Raw genomic sequence first — 17,397 nt, 5'->3', positions numbered from 1 at the left:
AAAACATTTTAAAAAATCGTGAAAAGAACAAATATTTTTATTCCACAGTGACTGACTTTGCCAGATTACGAGGTTTGTCAACATCCAGCCCTTTTCCGAGAGCAACGTAATAACCAAAAAGCTGAAGCGGAATCACAGCCAGAGAATTGGTAAAATATGGATTCGTCTCAGGAATATAGATGCAGTAATCTGCGACTTTTTCCACTTGTGTATTGCCCACGGTTGTCACCGCCATGACAAACGCTCCCCTTGTCTTTACCTCCAAAATATTGCTGATCGTCTTTTTATACAGATCCGGCTGCGTGAGAACTGCTACAACCAGTCTTCCGTCCTCGATCAGTGATATTGTTCCGTGCTTTAGTTCTCCTGCCGCATAAGCCTCCGAATGAATATAGGATATCTCCTTTAATTTTAAAGATCCCTCCAAAGAGATCGCATAGTCAATACCCCTGCCGATGAAAAATACATGATCGGAAGCCAGATATCGATTCGCAAATTTCTGAACATTTTCCTTATGGCTTAAAAGGAAAGAGATCTGCTCTGGAAGCTGTTTTAAGGAATCAATCATCGATGAAAATGTAGTTTCATCAATGGTTTCTCTCACTTTTGCAAACTTCAGTGCCAGAAGATACTGTGCGATCAGCTGCGTGCTGTATGCTTTCGTCGTAGCCACAGCGATTTCCGGGCCGGCCCAGGTATACATCACGTTATCTGCCTCCCTTGCGATCGAGCTTCCCACAACATTGACAATTCCAAGTGTCTTGATATGATGCGCTTTCGCCTCGCGGAGTGCTGCGAGAGAATCCGCAGTTTCACCGGACTGACTGACAATAATGGCAAATGTATCCGGTTCAAAGATCGGATTCCGATAACGAAATTCAGAAGCAAGGTCAACCTCGACGGGAATCCTGGCAAGTCCTTCAAACACATACTTGGCGGTGACCCCTGTATGATATGCAGATCCACAGGCAATGATATAGATCTTTCGGATCCTCTTAATCTCTTCATCTGTCATGCCAAGTTCATCGATGATGATATCTTTATCTTTCAGACGAGGGATCAGAGTATCTGAGACGGCTTTTGGCTGTTCATAGATCTCTTTTAGCATAAAGTGATCATATCCGCCTTTTTCCGCAGCTTTGATATCCCATTCGATCATAGTGGGTTCTTTTGTCAGCTCCTCCTCATCGATGTTGTAGAAGTTCAGCGAATCCCTGCCAAGCCTGACGATTTCTTCATTCTCAATAAAATAAACCTTACGTGTGTATTTCAATATTGCCGGTGCATCGGAAGCCATGAAATTACCCTGGTCACTTTCAGCCACAATCAGTGGACTGTCTTTTCGCACTGCATAAATTTCGCCGGGGTGATCCTGAAACATGATTCCCAGAGCATAAGAGCCCTCCATGCGATGCATGATCTTCGCGATCGTTTCGATAGGATCTCCGGTATAGTAATAATCGAGCATATGGGCTATGACTTCTGTATCTGTCTGTGAACGGAATTCGTAACCTTTTTTTTCAAGCTTCTTCTTTAATTTGATATAGTTCTCTATAATTCCATTGTGAACCACTGCGATGGATCCGTCTTTGTTGATCTGAGGATGTGCATTCGCATCCGTGGGTTCCCCGTGAGTGGCCCATCTTGTGTGACCAATTCCTGCAGTTCCATAAAGCAGAGCACCGCCATGTGTGAGATCCTCCAACACTTTCAAGCGTCCGGTCGATTTTGTCATATGAATCGCTTCTCCATCAAAGACGGCAATTCCCGCTGAATCATATCCCCGATATTCCAATTTCGACAAGCCATCCAAGAGAATTGGCGCCGCCTGTTTCTCACCTATATATCCAACAATACCACACATACCTCTATACCCCTTCCTTCCAATAGTTTTTATTCATCGTAAATCGCAAGATCAACCAGTTGGGCAGGGCACGGTAATGTTTGCCGAAAAAATACCCCATATATTTTGCCCCACTTATGGCTGCAAGCTGAAAAAGCAGCCATGGCTTATGAATCTGTATCACATGAGAAGCAGTCTTCTTCACGAGACGAAAGCCCTCCCCCTCAGAGGGATATTTCGAGAAGATCTCCGGATGATCAGACTGGGAAACACCCAGATCGAAATTTCTCTGGAACTGCCTGATGCAGGAATAGTTATGTGAATGGTAAACCTTCGCATCTGCAGCGTAGGCGATCGCATACCCATCTTGAATCAGCCTGGCTCCGTAGATCATGTCTTCGTTAAAGACAGCCTTCTCCACGAAACCGCCTAATTTTTCATAAGTTTTTCTCTCATATGCCGCACAGACATTGGAGCAGAAAAATGTCTTGATTCCGAACTTTGAAAGATCATCCTTGTCTTTAATATCAGATTCAGATGGGTAGTTATAAGCTCTCGTATAACGCTCCAGCGTACTGCATCCGTCTTTCGGAAGCTGCCTCGCATAGACAGCCTTGATCCGGGGCATAGCAAAGCATTCGACCAGTTTCTCGATCAGACGATCATCGGCCGGAATAGCATCCTGAGTCATGTATACCATGATATCCGCATCCGTAGACTGTGCCAGCAGCCTTCTCGTGCCGCCATGGTCAAATTCCTCTGGTGTAATATGGGACACAAATATGCGCTCTCTGATATCTTCCCACCCGGGATTCCAGTACCTTTCATCGGTATTTACAATTATTATATTCCTTATATGATAAGACTGCTGCGCTAATTGGCGCAGCAGCTTTGCAAAATCCTTATCAGGTTTATATGTCGGTATTAAAACATCTACTTTATATGATCTCATTGTTTAATTACTCTCCGGACTCACTGGAAGTGCACCATTTTCAGAAGTTTTCGGGATATCGTTCTCGCCGTATCCACTTTCCTTTATGATATGATCACTATATTCTTTTACCTCAGCCGACGGCTCATAGTTTATCCCTGGATAGATAAAGTCATGTAATTTCTCTACATTCGTCTCTAAAGTGACGGGAACAACACAGTCGTTGCCATTCATAGCCTTTTTTACAGGCTCGCCCCACATATGGTCGATCGGGAATCCAAGCTGTCCATTCTCCATGTCCAAATTATAGGTGAGAAGTGCTTGGCCAAGCTTGATAATCTCCTGCTTCGTAAGAGAAGTCTTCACCAGCGGAAAGATAGAATCCATCAAAGAGTTCAGCTGTGGCAGACTTGCGCCTTTTGCCTTGTCCATCAGTTTACTCAAGACAAGACGCTGACGGGCGGCTCTTCGAAAGTCTGCTCCATCTCCCTTTCGGATTCGGGCATAGGACACAGACTGTGTACCGTTCAGATGAAAAGTCTTGGTCTGGGCACCGTCAAGTTCCGATTTGCTCGGAAGCTCTATCTCCTTATATGGAACACCCGAAACCTTAGAAGTCTCTTTGTTATAGTTATTCACATGTACAATCTCTGCTCGAGTCAGATCAATATCAAGACCTCCGAGATCTTCGATTGCCGTTGAGAGTGCTTTAAAGTCCACCGTTGCATAATCTGTGATATCAAGATCCAGATTCTTGTTCATCATCGTGATCATCTGCTCGGGACCGCCAATCTCATAAGCAGCATTGCACTTAGTGAACTTGTCCCCGCCATCTCTTGCGAATACGTTTAGCCAGGTGTCACGGTAAAGAGACACCAGCCGGATTGTCTTCTCATCATGATTGACACAGGCTATCATCATTGTATCGCTTCTGCTTCCGGCACCGAGAGAATTATCCCGCGTGTCCAGTCCGGCCAGAGCGATAAGTTCTGTACCGGTCTTCTGGTTCTTGTCGGCCTTTTGTACATCCTTGTTCACACCGATCTTACTGAAATCCAGTTTGCCATCCTGCATCTTGTCAAGCTTTGAGTTAAAGTAAGCAAAGCCGAAAAGGGCAGCACCCAAAATCAGCAGCACCACAAGTTCCAGTCCAAAAACCACTCTTCTTCGTCTGCGCCGCTTATATGCCTTGCTTTTTTTGTTGACCTTTTTTTTTGACATGTTTTTTGTCCTCGTACTTCTTTGGTATCGTGGGGAAGAAACTTTATACCCCAACGTCTTAATATGCGTTTTTATTTACAAAGCCCCGGAATATCGTCAGGAGTAAAATCTTGACATCCAGTCCTAAGCTCCAGTTCTCAATATAATAAAGATCATAGTCAATCCTCTTTTTGATCGAAGTGTCCCCGCGGTAACCATTGACCTGTGCCCATCCGGTCATACCGGGACGCACCTGATGTTTCACCATATATCTAGGGATCTCTTCCCTGAATTTTTCTACATAAAATGGTCTTTCCGGTCTTGGCCCTACCAGACTCATGTTGCCTTTCAAAACATTAAAGAGTTGAGGAAGCTCATCTATACTTGTCTTCCTCATAAATTTCCCTATCTTCGTGACGCGCGGATCATCTCTCACTGTCCACGCTTTCTTCTCTTCGCCGGCGGGCTGTATCTCCATAGAACGAAATTTATACATCTCAAAACTTCTGTTATGCAGTCCGACGCGGGTCTGTTTATAGATCAGCGGACCAGGTGATGTCAGCTTGATACCAATCGCCGCAATCGACATCACCGGCGAGAAGAGAATAATCGCCACAATCGAACCGACAATATCCATAATCCGCTTGCACATCGCATTGAATGTGTTTGTAAGCGGTACATATCGGATATTAATCACCGGAAGTCCGATCAGATCTTCGGTATAAGGCCTTGTCGGTATAATATTATGATAATCCGGAATAAACTTCGTGTGTACACCGGACTTCTCACACATCGCCACAATCTTCTCCAGACGGTGATATTCATTCAGCCCTAAAGTGATGGCGATCTCATCGAGCCGGTTCTCCGGCAGGATGACCATCAAGTTGGCAATTCGGCCTAAGACCTTGACTCCCTTATAGGTTGTTCCGGCTTCCACATGATCATCCAGAATTCCTCTCACGGTATATCCCCATTCGGGATTCCCTATGATACGGTCGATGTACTGTTCTGCCGCACGGCTATAGCCGACTAACAATATATGTTTCTGATTATACCCCATCTTCCGCATCTTTTTCAAAGTCATGCGGATCAGATTTCGGACAAGCGTCTCAAAAAAGCAGTTCAGCAGATAGAAAATCCACAATACCGACCGGGCAATATGAATCTCTTTTAGCATATACAAAACGAGAATCAGAATCATAATCCCAAGAGTATTTGCCTTGATGATATTCGCAAACTCCAGACGTCTGCCCTGTACCCGTTTTGGCGTATACAGACTAAATCCATAATACAAAATCAAAAACAAAGGTACAATCAGGATCAAAAGCTCCATATACTCGGCAAAGGGCAGTGCTCCGCCCTTTGCCGCACCCAATATCGGGGTTTTAAATTTCAGCACCCATGCCATCCAGTAATTAAAAGCAATCACACATCCGTCAATCACTACATGGAGCCGGTTAAAGTACCTCTGATTATCCTTAATCATGATACGATTTACGCCTTTCAAATTCAAAATACTATGCTACTTCGTAACCAATAGAATTACTATACAACAAATCACAAAAAAGAGCAATAAAAAAATGCAGACTGTCCTATGCCAGCCTTCGGAATATATTTATCCAAAGCTCCCACTGGATTCTCAGATAATGTCTGAAATTTTGTTGTTGGTACTTTACTTTTTTACCTCTCTTTTTCGCCGTAAAAGATAGGGAAAATCCATTCTTTATACCGGCAAGATACTCTTTTGCATACCCTTTCCCGGCAAAAAAAAGGATTTTCAAGAGGAAACCGACTAACAGAAAAGGAAGATTGACAAGGATCTGCAATAAGGGCATATTCTTGTATATCATGTAGATGTTATTTCTTGAAGAATACCTGATTTTGAAACGATTGTACTGAGAACCGCTGGTGCCGCTGCCGATATGCCAGACCTGTGCATCCGGTATATACCAGTTCTGATATCCCAGAATACGGGCACGGTATCCGATATCAATATCCTCAAGATAAGCAAAGTGTTCCTCATCAAAAGATCCGATTTCTTCTATAATCTCCTTTTGGTAGATCGCAGCTCCGCCGCAGGATGCGAAAATCTGGTCTTCTTTCTTGTACAGCGAAACACTTTTTCCCCTGCCTCTGGCAAATGCCCACCCAAACGCATTATAGAAGTTTCCGGCATCGTCAAGTTTATCTCTGTCGTGGTATGAGATCATCCTGGCGGCACAAGAAAAAGCCTTCTTATGTCTTTTGATTCCCAAAAGCAGATTCTTCACAAAATCATGCTCCACCTCGGTGTCATTATTGAGCAGGATGACATAAGTGCTGTCCACTGCCTGTATTCCCACATTCACGGCATGACAAAATCCAGTGTTCTTAGACAGTGATATCAGCCGGATCTGCGGATATGCCGAAAGAATCAGCTCCTGACTTCCATCTGTAGAACCGTTATCCACCACAATGACGGCGGCATCCGTATAGCTCTGATCCAGCACAGAGTTCAGACAGGTCTTAAGATAATCGATTCCATTATAGTTTGGTATCACAACGGATACTTCATTCATACTAAGTCTCCTTTTAAGGTCGAAGTGAATAATTCCATTTGCCAAGAGTGAGATTCTTATTATAATAGGGATCTCCTTTTTTCAGCAAGTCAATCCATCTCGTGCGCATATATTCAATCTCTGTCTGAAATCTGCGTACTTTTTCTTTGCTGTCTTCCAATCCGCGTGATTTTGATTCATAATGGTACATCTCTACATGCGGGTCATACACACAAAGATACCCTTCCTGGCAGACTCTGAGACAGAGATCGACATCATTGAAGGCCACTTTCAGCTTTTCGTCAAAGCCTTCGACCTGGTCGAACACTTCTCGTTTCATCATCATACACGCCGCCGTCACTGCACTGTAGTCCATCTGCAGTGAAGCCTTGTGAAGATATCCGGTTCTGCTTCTCTTCATTCCCAGAAAAGCATGTCCTGCGATACCCCCGATTCCGATGATGATTCCAGCATGTTGAATTGTGTCATCCGGATAATACAGCTTACTTCCCACGACACCCACTTCCGGTCGTTGTACATTTGCCAAAAGGCTCTCCATCCAACCTGGTGTGATCACCTTAATATCATTATTTAAGAAGATCAGGAAATCTCCTTTTGCCCTTGATACGGCAAAATTATTGATTGCTGAAAAGTTAAATTCACCCTGATATGTGATCACCCGTACCTTGCTGCGTTTTTCAAGCTCCTGATAATATTCAAAAGTAGAAGGCTCTTTGCTGTTGTTCTCCACGATCAGAAGTTCATAATTCTGATAAGTAGAAAGCTCTGTGACTGAGTCAATACACTGCTTTAACAGATCGATGTGATCTTTATTCGGGATAATGATTGAGATCAGCGGACTGCCTTTCACCGGATAAGTGACATTGTAAAATCCGTAATCTGATGTGTGAGACACACACGCTCCTGTGACTCCCATACGCATCAGATTCCCTTCGATCGCCCGTTTTCCGGCCTCAAACGCATACATCTTGCTTGCAGGATTATCTGCCGTGGAAGTTTTATGTGTTCTCCAGTGATAAAGAATTCGGGGAATATGGCCAATCTTTTTTGCCTGCTCTACGCAGCGAAAGATAAAGTCGTAGTCCTGTGCCCCATCAAACTCCCGTCTGAAGCCCCCGACCCGTTCAATCAAAGATCTCTTCACAACGAAAAAATGACAGATATAATTATTCGATCTTAAAAGATCCAGATTAAAGTCCGGTTTCATATGCGGCTGAAAATGTTCAGAAAGATCTGTAGTCACCTTGTCTTCATCCGTATAGACAACATCTGTGTGTCTATCTTTATTCAAGAGGTCAACAACTTCATATAAGGCATCGGGTGCAAGCAGATCGTCGTGATCCAAAAGCCCAACATAATCACCCGCAGCTGCCGAAAAACCGGCATTCGTGTTCTCGGCGATCCCCAGATTTTCTTTTAGTGTTCTCACGACAATTCGTCTGTCATCATCTGCATAGACTTTCAGCACCTGATTCATCCTCTCGTCATCCGGACTGGCATCTGCTATGACAAGCTGCCAGTTTTCATACGACTGAGATTTCACGGATTCAATCATCTCACGCAAAAAAGCCTCTGGTGTGTGGTATGCCGGAACCACCACGCTGATCAGAGGCGCATATGCAAAAGTATGCCTGCTCTGCCGCTTCAATTCCTCCGGGGTGGCCCTGTGAGACTCATACCATGGTCCGTAAGGCACTTCATCCGGTTCCAGACGTTCAAAAAGGCGATTAAAAAATTCCTTTGGTCCATAATGGTTCAGATAACGCAGACCTTTTACAATATTATAAGGTTTTAATTTCTTTATAAAATAAAGCATTTTCGAAAGATTCATACAACCTGCCCTTCATAACCAGGAAAAGATAACAGACAGGAAATCACGCGATCTTGATCCTTTTTCGTGAGCGCATAATACATCGGCAGACGCACCAGTCTCTCACTCTCTTTTGTCGTATAGCAATCCTCACCGGAGAATCTGCCATATTTGATTCCGGCCGGGGAAGAGTGCAGCGGGACATAGTGAAATACACACATCATATCACGTTCTTTCATATAACGAATCAGATTTGTCCTGACATTCAGATCTTTCACCTTTATGTAATACATATGGGCATTATGTACGGCTTCTTTTGGGACACAGGGCTGATCAATCAGACCTTTGTCCTTTAACGGCTTTAAAGCTTTCTCATAGTGTTTATAGATATCCATACGCTTTTTATCTATCTTGTCGTGTTCTTCCAGCTGAGCATAGAGATAAGCGGCATTCATATCACTGGGAAGATAAGAAGATCCGTAGTCGATCCAAGTATATTTATCAATCTGTCCCCGGAAGAATTTACTTCGGTTCGTCCCCTTTTCGCGGAGAATCTCCGCCTTTTCCAGATAAGAATCATCCTGAAACAGGAGTGCACCGCCCTCACCCATGGTATAATTTTTGGTTTCATGAAAACTGTAGCATCCAAAATCTCCGATGGTGCCGAGTGCTTTCCCCTTATAGAAAGCATTGACTCCCTGTGCGGCATCCTCAATGACCTTCAGATGATATTTCTCCGCCAGTTCCATGATCTTGTCCATCTCGCAGGCGACACCCGCATAGTGAACCGGCACAATCGCCTTCGTCTTATCTGTGATTGCTGCCTCAATCTTATTCTCATCAATATTCATGGTATCCGGCCGAATATCCACAAAGACGATCTTCGCTCCCCGCAGCACGAATGCATCTGCCGATGAGACAAAGGTATAGGAAGGCATGATAACTTCATCCCCCGGACCAATTCCGGACAAATAAGCCGCCATCTCAAGTGCACTTGTACAAGAAGTCGTCAGCATCACGTATTTCGAATGAAAATGCTCCCGCATCCAGGCAGCGCATTTCTTTGTAAATACACCGTCTCCACAGAGTTTTTTATTGTCCACTGCTTCTTTGATATAATCCAGTTCTTTTCCGACGAATGCCGGCCTGTTAAAATCGATCAATGGTCTTTCTCCCTTTTCTCTTCTGCAATATTTAACGTCTCCCTCACTACAAACTGTGGTGTTTTATTCACATTCAGGATAATCTTCCCCACATATTCGCCGAGAATTCCTACCATAAAAAACATGATACCGAAAAAGACCAGCATGGCACACATCACCGATGCCCATCCCATCGCAATCGAGGGGTGAAGAAGTTTTCTGATCAATACAACCAGTGCACCAATCAGTCCTATACTCGAAAATGCCATCCCGAACAGTGTGGACAAACGCAGCGGAAGTGCCGTGAAATTAATGCAGGACAGAAACAATTTCAGTCCCTTTCCGAATGTATAATTCGATTTTCCATACTCTCGTTCATAGTGATCTATCTCGATATTCGCAATATTATGTGTCGTGCGGAAAAACAGGATCTGTATGAATACCTGCTCACCTTCATATTCTTTTACTTTATCAATCACGAATCGTCTGGCAAGCCAGAAGCTGCTCATCTGGATATCCTTCGGACGTTCCAACAGATGCCACAGGAAAAAGCGGCTCACCGCCCCCGTCAGATTCTTAAACCAAGAGAACTTCCGCTCTTTGAAAACTCCGAATACGACATCATATCCTTCATTCAACTTTTCGATGAATTGAAGTATCTGCGAAGGATGATTTTGCAAGTCATCATCCATCCCCACGACAAGTTCACCGCTTACATAGTGAAGACCTGCCATAATTGCCGCGTGCTGTCCGAAATTTTTGGCCAGATTAATTCCCTTTACATTGGAATATTTTTCGGCACACATGCGGATCGTCTCGAAAGTACGGTCTTTCGAATAATCATTTACAAGGATGATTTCACACTCATAACCATCCAACCGGTCGAATTCCTCTTCACAAAGATCTACCAGTTCTCCGACAGATCCCTCTGAATTATAACAAGGCACCACAATTGACACTAACATATATTTCCTCCAACTTCCAGACATCATCTACAGTGCCGAGAATACCAGTATCCCCAACAGAATCAGCGCCAGCCCTGCGATCTTACGTCTGGAAAATTTTTCTTTTAGTAAGAAGTATCCCATAATACTGACAAAAATATAACTCGCAGACTCCAATATCGGAGACATCGACAGCGGAAGATAGCGAAGAGCCAACATCGTAAGTATCGTAGATACAAAAAACATTCCATATGCTGTGATAACCAGAGGATTTAGGTACTCCAAAAGTCTGGTCCCGTAGCTCTTATTCGCCGAAATTTTCAGCATAATCTGCGAGATAGAAGAAATCAACACGGAACTTAAAAGTATTAAAACTGCAATCGTTTCACGACTCATCATCTGTCACCACTAGGTAAATGCCGGCAAATATTATCGCCGCTCCCAAAATCATCTTCCATGTAATCCTTTCCTTGAATATCAGTGCTCCCCAGACCATTCCCCAGATCAGAGAGATTGGTTTGTTGGAATAAGCCACAGTCAGCGGCATCCGCTTCAGAATCTGCTGCCAGATAACGGCATATCCAAACATAATCACAAGAACCAGTCCGTAATAGAAGAAAAACCGCAAAGACAAAAATTTCTGACCTGCTGCCAGTTTCGAGCACACACCGCTGAGCGAACTGAAAAGCAGACTGATATGGAGCAAGAGAAACCACCTCACATCATATCTTGCTGTTTTATCCATTTTCTCACAACGATCCATAACTTTCAACCTTTACCTTTCCCGGAATACAAATCTGTCAGCTCGTCAAAGAACAGGGGCGCACCACCCGTATGCAAAAACAAAACATTTTTGCCTCGTATCTGATGAGTTTTCAGATATTCCTTCATTCCATAAAAGGCCTTTCCCGTGTAGATCCCGTCCAGGTTCAGACCGTCCTCTTCATAGACACTTCGGATGGTCTGGCTAACCTTCTCATGAAAGCGCCCATATCCGCCATCCAGATATTCATCAGATATGGTAATCCAAGCCTTTGGATCCACAGGAAATGTAATATCCATCTTCTCACTGTAAGCACGCAGGTTTTCTAAAATCACTTCTTCGGCACGTTTTTTGTTTCTGGAAACCGAAATGCCGATGATCTGGCGTCTTTTTTTGTCAGTGTCTCGGTCGGTCAGAAGGCCCGCCAGAAGACCAGATTGTGTCATATTTGTGCTGGATGCAAGAAAAATATAGTCAAATCTTCGATTTTCACGAATTTCGTAAGCTCGTATTTCCTGGTAAGTATCTGCATACGCCTGCATCGGAACCCATTCATGTCCCTTTCCAAGAGAATCTCCATAGATATAATAAGGGTGAAACCCTCTCCCGGTAAGATCTTCCTTTGCCTGTTCGACCGCTCGGCTGATCTCTGTCTTATGACAGGTAAATTCTCTGACATCCATTGCCTGAATCAGATAAGAGTTATAGCTTGTCTGAGAGTCATCCACATCATCCACGTTATATACCATACTACAGGGAATCCCTCTTTGATGTGCCGCAAGAGAGAGAATCCGGCAGAGATTCGAATGATAATTGCCATATATGATCAGTGCATCGGCTCCCTGCCGTTCCATGTCATCTAGATAATACTTTGCAAAACGTACCTTATTGCCGCCGAAAGAGAATGGAAGTGTGTCCTCACGCTTTACATACACATGATTCCCGCCGATGTCGGAGATCGGATGAATCACTGTATCATACAGGGGAATGTCTCCCTCAAGATCCAGACTGATATGAGAAAGGATCTCCCCCTTTCGCATCTCACATAAGGGCAGGGAATCGCCCTTTAGGATCAGCTGTCCGATCCGGTCTCTGCCGTTTTTATAGGTGCGCACTTCTTCACCCGGATGTACATTAAAAGAAAGATCTATGATATCATCTGATGGAAGATTATAGTTATAAACTTTTCTTAAGATCCCTCTTCGGTCAGACATCAATGTCCGTGTCAGGTTCGCAGTATGGGGAGTCTTTCCCATAAAGTATCCCTCTACTGATTCTCCAAGCGCCAGTCTTACGATAGTCTCATAATAATCGATTCCATAATAAATACTCACCATTTCAGACAGGCCCGTTGCACCTGACCTTCCAGTGAGTTCTATCACATATACTTTTCCGTCCTTTTTTATAAAATCACAGTTTACAGGACAATTGTCGAGTCCGAGCGCAAAGATTGCCTTTCTCGTCTGCTCTTCAATCTGACTTCCCAGTATATCCAATTCCTTAAATGGTACAGAATGTCCGATCGGTGTAGGAGTTGTACTAATGAATGCCTCAATGTTGTTCGGAAGCATATATAGGATCTTCCCATGCTGAATCATAGCCTCCACGCCAAAGATCTCGCCTTCGATAAACTCTTCCAGAAGACAGTAGTCTTTCTTCGTAGCTGCCATGGTCTTTTCATAATTTTCAAAAGTCTCCTCCGCAGTATCACACCGAAAGATTCCTCTGCTTCCCATCTGATCCACAGCTTTTAAAATAACAGGAAAAGGGAACTGATCCAGTGCATGAACCAGCTCCTCTTTCGTATGAATACAGACAAACCGAGCAGTCTGCACCCCTTGTTTTACAAGAGCAGTCTTCATCTGCAATTTATTCGAGGCCAGTGCTGCCGCCCTTTTGGATGGCCCCGAAAGATGTAAAGCTTCCGCCACAGCACCAATTGCAGCCATACCAAGATCTAATCCGCAGGTTGTAACCGCATCAATATTGAGTTCTTTTGCTTTTTTAACGACAGCGTCGGGATCGGCAATATCTGCCAAAGCCACCTCATCTGCGGCCGCAAACCCTGGATAATCCCCGGGAATACTGGCTGCAATCGTATGACAACCCAGACGTTTTGCAGCTTCTATCAAAGGGATCTGGGTATACCCGGCTCCCATAATCATAAGTTTTTTCATAAAATCATCTAGGCACCTGTCTATCGCCTTCAGTAAAGGGTGTCAAGATACCATCCTCCTTTTGTGAAGCTATTCCACAATTACCTTGATATAATCATTCATATGGTCGATGCGCTCACACATCTCTTCCACATTCCGAAAGGTGATAATCATAGCTCCTATCCCATAGCCAGCATTTTTAAATTTCTTCACCGGATCACCTGGCTTGACGAAAATCTCCTGTCTTTCAATCTGTTCTTCAAGAGTTTCATCAATCTCAATCTTCTTGAATATACCATCTTTTGTAGCATGAACAATATATGAAGAAGTGCAGCTATGTATTGGTCTCTCAGACAAATCGGAGCAGTCATCACCCACGGCACTTTTGATCACATAGGATGCCAGATCGACTTCTCTTGCCACCTTGATAGTGTCTGGAATTAGATTACCACCACTTCTCGGGCCGATCTCCAGAATATACACCTGATCGTCTTCACCGATGATATACTCAAAGTTAAACTCGCCCATCTTCATGTCCAACAGATCAAAGATCTTCTGAATCTGCTCTTTTGCCTCATCCTGATACTTTTGTTTCTGTTTCGATGGACAACTTAGACCAACCGGCGTATACAGACTGCATTCAATATCATGATGCTGATCCATCACGCCAAAGAATGCAATCTTTCCATCCACGATAAATCCGTCTCCATCGATCTGATAACCTTTTTTCGATATGAACTCTTCGATGATTACCTGTTTTATGATCGAATACGACAACGCCTCCTCATAGGCGTCGTGAAATTCCTCGTCGGTAAAAATCTTTGTAACTCCCTTGCTGCCTGAAGAATCCACAGGTTTTACCATGACCGGTTTCGAAAGCTTCTTAAAAAAATCAAGTGCTTTTGATTCATCCGCAAAGCTATCTCCCCGTGGCATCCGAAATCCATGTTCACGCATAAATGCACGGAAACGATCTTTATGCGTAAGCGTCATAACTGACTCGTACGGATTCGTGGGAAGTCCCATCTTTTCGGCCACATAAGCTGCAGTCGGCGCGGACACATCGGAAGCATAGGATACAATTCCGTCAATCTGCTTCTCACGTGCCAATGCAAGCACTGCCTCCTTATCAATCGTACTGATATTGTGATATTCATCCGCATACTTATGTGCGGGATTATCCGGCAGATAATCAACACTGATCACATAATAGCCCAACTCTTTCGCGGCTATCGTCGCAGTCTGCTGGAAATAATTACCTCCGAGTAACAAAACTTTTTTCATAGCCTCAGTCGTTAATCTCCTTTAAATATCTCGATAAAGCATCCTGCCAGGGCGGAAGGCGTTTAAATCCTTGTTCATCTAACTTATCCTTACTCAAGCGGCTGTTAAAAGGCCGCTTTGCCTTTGATCCATATTCTTCACTGGTAACAGGTATCACTTTCACATCCAAACTGGCCTGCCGGAATATCTCGCAGGCAAAATCATACCAGGAGCAAAAGCCCTCATTAGTTGCATGATAGGTACCGTATTTTTCGGTTTCAATCAAGTCGACAAGCAGTCTGGCCAAATCATACGTATACGTCGGAGAGCCAATCTGATCATCAACTACTGTCAATGTATCATGAGTCTTAGCAAGATTCAACATGGTTTTGATAAAATTCTTGCCATTTCGGCCGAAAACCCAGGCCGTTCTAACCAGAAAGAACTTTTTCACATATTTCTGAAGAGCCAGTTCTCCCTCGTATTTTGTCTGTCCGTAAACTCCGAGCGGATGACATTCATCATCTGGTTCCCATGCATGTGTTCCCTCACCTCCGAAGACATAGTCTGTGCTGATGTACATCATCTTGATGTTTAGCTCTTGGCAGGCTCTGGCAACATTTTCAGTTCCATTAACATTAACATTTCTGCACAAAGCCATATTATCTTCAGAAGCATCTACAGCAGTATATGCAGCACAATGAATTACTGCATCAGGTGCTATATCCATTATCACTTTTTTTGTCTGATCTGCATCGGTAATATCCATATCGTTAATGTCTACCCCTATAGCTTGATGATTTCTCTTTTCCAACTCCCGAACAACACTGTAGCCAAGCTGTCCTTTAACACCCGTAACTAAAACCTTCATAAGTTATCTCCCCTCAAACATTTCTAATATTTTTTTCATTTTTTCAGGATTTCCCCACACTCCGGGTGAATCATATGATCTGTCGGGAAAAGCTCCATAATTCAATTTGATTGATAACCTTTTTCTTTTAATGAACTCTTCTACTTTATCTGCCAGTGAAACGGGTTTTCCAGTGCAAACGTTAATGATACCTGTAATTTCTTTTTGTGTGGCTGCTTTCGATATATATTCTGCAAGCTGATCAACACTGATAAAATCGTAAAGATTTTTTCCAGAATTAAACGGAAATGTTTTTTCTCCTTCCTCTGCCTTTTGCAGAATCTTTGTAAAGACGGAGTGGTTCTTCATATCATCCCCAAGTATATAATAGGCTCTCAGCCAGTATAGATTAAAATCTTGTGTTTTTGTCAATTGCATCAATGACTGGCGAAGAGCATTTTTTGCCACTCCATATTGAGATAAAGGATTGCATGGTGTGTTCTCATCAATCGCACCTTCCCAATACCCCACTTCATGCATCGTACCCATTACAGCCAGATTTTTAAGACCAGACTCTATCATTCGTCTTAAGAATCTGCAGTGAGCTGACAGATCCTCCATATGAGTGCAGGCATTGTGTACAAACCCATTTCTCCATGCCAAGTGAATACATATGTCCGGGCTGCCCAGGTGTTTATAAATATCCGGATCATCATCAAAAATTGATATGTTTATTTTTGTAGCTCTGTCATCAACTTCAGTATTGTGTATATCTGCAGCAATTACAGTATAATTCATGTCCAGCAATGTCCTTACTACATGTCTTCCAATATATCCGCCAGAACCTGTAACTAATACTTTCTCCATCTTAAAATTTGTATGATGCCCAAAAGCAGTCATACGCTCCTTTCATCTTTTTTAAACAATTCCATGATGCTGTCATATATCCTCTGCAGCAAATAAGCCACTGCAAAAACTGCAATGCAGCAAGTCATGAACAATAAATAACTATAGGTTCTTGTCAGTGCATTTAAATCCATTCTGGATACGATCTGTAAAATAACCATATGATGGACTATAAAGATCGCATACGAGTACTTGCAGATTAACGAGCACAATCTTCTGAATGGAACCCATCTTAAATAATCGGCAATATAAACCAATACCAAAAAGCCACAAATTCCAACGTATGTCGCCTGTAAATCTCTGTTTATACTTGGGGCAGCTAAGTAATTAATCACGAGAATCGCTAACGAAACAACCGCAACAGGCAAATTCACTTTTCGTTTGCTCTTCACAAAGTACATACCAAACAGTATTCTTGGAAGAAGTACCGGAAGTAAAATGGAGTTTTGATCAAAATTCATGACAAGAAACACAATGAATACAATTGTAGCAATAACTCCCAGACTAATCGAAGATGTATTCATCCATTTTCTGATCAGTGGAAACAGCAGGTAAAATACTATAATGAGTCCTAAAAACCATTCACCTACGAGTGAAAAATTGATGTCTCCAAAGTTCGACATATACTTATCTATTCCCAAAAAACTATAGATAATTTTATATCGGGGAATATCGGGATTAAATCCACGATTTTTGTAAAACTCGATCAAAAAAGCCAGTATAAATCCTATCCAATACATAGGATAAATATTTAAGAAACGTTTCCTGTAAAAATCCCTACATTTTAGTTCTTCCTGATAAACGTACATCAATGCAGCCCCAGAGATCGTCAAAAACAGGGAGACACCAAAATCACCAATATACACATTTGCAAATGAAATTCCTAAAACAGCTTTCTCAGGCATAGGAGGATTTGTGTACAGGAAAATCGCATTATAATGTGTGAGAACTATGATTATCGTTGCGACAGCTCTCACAAAATCCAGATAAAATAACCGCTCTTTTTTCATAAGTGTCCCTTTCTGTCTGGA

General features: G+C 43.0%; 15 protein-coding genes. All 15 read right to left on the bottom strand.

The window, feature by feature from the left end:
- Positions 1 to 37 precede the first annotated feature (37 nt).
- The 15 genes from glmS to INP51_RS03850 all read right to left on the bottom strand — a co-directional run bounded on the left by glmS (position 38) and on the right by INP51_RS03850 (position 17,376).
- Positions 38 to 1,864, bottom strand: coding sequence for a glutamine--fructose-6-phosphate transaminase (isomerizing) (gene glmS, locus INP51_RS03920; protein WP_193736426.1), 1,827 nt, complete (start codon positions 1,862 to 1,864; stop codon positions 38 to 40).
- 4 nt (positions 1,865 to 1,868) lie between these two features.
- Entirely contained in the window at positions 1,869 to 2,795 is a 927-nt protein-coding gene (locus INP51_RS03915; RefSeq protein ID WP_193736425.1) for a glycosyltransferase family 2 protein, read from the bottom strand.
- A gap of 3 nt (positions 2,796 to 2,798) precedes the next feature.
- On the bottom strand, positions 2,799 to 3,995 hold the full coding sequence (locus tag INP51_RS03910; protein ID WP_193736424.1) for an LCP family protein: 1,197 nt from the start codon (positions 3,993 to 3,995) through the stop codon (positions 2,799 to 2,801).
- Positions 3,996 to 4,053: 58 nt separating this feature from the next.
- Positions 4,054 to 5,460, bottom strand: coding sequence for an undecaprenyl-phosphate glucose phosphotransferase (locus INP51_RS03905; RefSeq protein WP_193736423.1), 1,407 nt, complete (start codon positions 5,458 to 5,460; stop codon positions 4,054 to 4,056).
- 106 nt (positions 5,461 to 5,566) lie between these two features.
- Positions 5,567 to 6,532 (bottom strand): glycosyltransferase family 2 protein, encoded by a 966-nt coding sequence (locus INP51_RS03900; protein WP_193736422.1) that lies wholly within the window; start codon positions 6,530 to 6,532, stop codon positions 5,567 to 5,569.
- Between the two features lie 13 nt (positions 6,533 to 6,545).
- Positions 6,546 to 8,363, bottom strand: a complete 1,818-nt coding sequence (locus INP51_RS03895; protein WP_193736421.1) for a glycosyltransferase family 2 protein — start codon at positions 8,361 to 8,363, stop codon at positions 6,546 to 6,548.
- Entirely contained in the window at positions 8,360 to 9,505 is a 1,146-nt protein-coding gene (gene rffA, locus INP51_RS03890) for a dTDP-4-amino-4,6-dideoxygalactose transaminase (RefSeq protein WP_193736420.1), read from the bottom strand. The genes INP51_RS03895 and rffA overlap by 4 nt, the downstream gene beginning before the upstream one ends.
- Positions 9,502 to 10,449, bottom strand: a complete 948-nt coding sequence (locus INP51_RS03885; RefSeq protein WP_193736419.1) for a glycosyltransferase family 2 protein — start codon at positions 10,447 to 10,449, stop codon at positions 9,502 to 9,504. Before INP51_RS03885 ends, rffA begins: the two co-directional genes overlap by 4 nt.
- Positions 10,450 to 10,476: 27 nt before the next feature.
- Complete coding sequence (locus tag INP51_RS03880; RefSeq protein ID WP_207736893.1) at positions 10,477 to 10,827, bottom strand: EamA family transporter; 351 nt, start codon at positions 10,825 to 10,827, stop codon at positions 10,477 to 10,479.
- Positions 10,814 to 11,191 carry a DMT family transporter gene (locus INP51_RS03875; RefSeq protein ID WP_230406874.1) on the bottom strand — a complete coding sequence of 126 codons (378 nt, stop codon included), beginning with the start codon at positions 11,189 to 11,191 and terminating at the stop codon, positions 10,814 to 10,816. Before INP51_RS03875 ends, INP51_RS03880 begins: the two co-directional genes overlap by 14 nt.
- A 5-nt stretch (positions 11,192 to 11,196) precedes the next feature.
- Positions 11,197 to 13,368 (bottom strand): pyridoxal-phosphate dependent enzyme, encoded by a 2,172-nt coding sequence (locus INP51_RS03870; RefSeq protein ID WP_193736418.1) that lies wholly within the window; start codon positions 13,366 to 13,368, stop codon positions 11,197 to 11,199.
- Between the two features lie 69 nt (positions 13,369 to 13,437).
- Positions 13,438 to 14,631, bottom strand: coding sequence for an ATP-grasp domain-containing protein (locus tag INP51_RS03865; protein ID WP_193736417.1), 1,194 nt, complete (start codon positions 14,629 to 14,631; stop codon positions 13,438 to 13,440).
- Positions 14,632 to 14,635: 4 nt separating this feature from the next.
- Positions 14,636 to 15,481: a dTDP-4-dehydrorhamnose reductase gene (gene rfbD / locus INP51_RS03860; RefSeq protein ID WP_193736416.1), complete on the bottom strand. Its 846-nt coding sequence runs from the start codon at positions 15,479 to 15,481 to the stop codon at positions 14,636 to 14,638.
- A 3-nt stretch (positions 15,482 to 15,484) separates the two neighbouring features.
- A complete protein-coding gene (locus INP51_RS03855) occupies positions 15,485 to 16,360 on the bottom strand; it encodes an NAD-dependent epimerase/dehydratase family protein (protein ID WP_230406873.1) in 876 nt (291 codons plus the stop codon).
- On the bottom strand, positions 16,357 to 17,376 hold the full coding sequence (locus tag INP51_RS03850; protein ID WP_193736415.1) for an acyltransferase family protein: 1,020 nt from the start codon (positions 17,374 to 17,376) through the stop codon (positions 16,357 to 16,359). Before INP51_RS03850 ends, INP51_RS03855 begins: the two co-directional genes overlap by 4 nt.
- Between the last annotated feature and the right edge of the window lie 21 nt (positions 17,377 to 17,397).

Source organism: Blautia liquoris (assembly GCF_015159595.1).
Classification (GTDB): Bacteria; Bacillota; Clostridia; order Lachnospirales; family Lachnospiraceae; genus Novisyntrophococcus; species Novisyntrophococcus liquoris.
Note: the sequence above shows the minus strand (reverse complement) of the source record. Positions and strands in the feature narration are given on the sequence as shown.

What these genes read in the sequence shown, in the direction of transcription:
- INP51_RS03865 (WP_193736417.1), bottom strand. Translation starts at nt 14,631, where the DNA reads ATGAAAAAAGTTTTGTTACTCGGAGGTAATTATTTCCAGCAGACTGCG.
- INP51_RS03855 (WP_230406873.1), bottom strand. Translation starts at nt 16,360, where the DNA reads ATGACTGCTTTTGGGCATCATACAAATTTTAAGATGGAGAAAGTATTA.
- INP51_RS03900 (WP_193736422.1), bottom strand. Translation starts at nt 6,532, where the DNA reads ATGAATGAAGTATCCGTTGTGATACCAAACTATAATGGAATCGATTAT.
- glmS (WP_193736426.1), bottom strand. Translation starts at nt 1,864, where the DNA reads ATGTGTGGTATTGTTGGATATATAGGTGAGAAACAGGCGGCGCCAATT.
- INP51_RS03910 (WP_193736424.1), bottom strand. Translation starts at nt 3,995, where the DNA reads ATGTCAAAAAAAAAGGTCAACAAAAAAAGCAAGGCATATAAGCGGCGC.
- INP51_RS03915 (WP_193736425.1), bottom strand. Translation starts at nt 2,795, where the DNA reads ATGAGATCATATAAAGTAGATGTTTTAATACCGACATATAAACCTGAT.
- INP51_RS03870 (WP_193736418.1), bottom strand. Translation starts at nt 13,368, where the DNA reads ATGAAAAAACTTATGATTATGGGAGCCGGGTATACCCAGATCCCTTTG.
- INP51_RS03880 (WP_207736893.1), bottom strand. Translation starts at nt 10,827, where the DNA reads ATGATGAGTCGTGAAACGATTGCAGTTTTAATACTTTTAAGTTCCGTG.
- INP51_RS03875 (WP_230406874.1), bottom strand. Translation starts at nt 11,191, where the DNA reads ATGGATCGTTGTGAGAAAATGGATAAAACAGCAAGATATGATGTGAGG.
- INP51_RS03850 (WP_193736415.1), bottom strand. Translation starts at nt 17,376, where the DNA reads ATGAAAAAAGAGCGGTTATTTTATCTGGATTTTGTGAGAGCTGTCGCA.
- INP51_RS03885 (WP_193736419.1), bottom strand. Translation starts at nt 10,449, where the DNA reads ATGTTAGTGTCAATTGTGGTGCCTTGTTATAATTCAGAGGGATCTGTC.
- rfbD (WP_193736416.1), bottom strand. Translation starts at nt 15,481, where the DNA reads ATGAAGGTTTTAGTTACGGGTGTTAAAGGACAGCTTGGCTACAGTGTT.
- INP51_RS03905 (WP_193736423.1), bottom strand. Translation starts at nt 5,460, where the DNA reads ATGATTAAGGATAATCAGAGGTACTTTAACCGGCTCCATGTAGTGATT.
- INP51_RS03895 (WP_193736421.1), bottom strand. Translation starts at nt 8,363, where the DNA reads ATGAATCTTTCGAAAATGCTTTATTTTATAAAGAAATTAAAACCTTAT.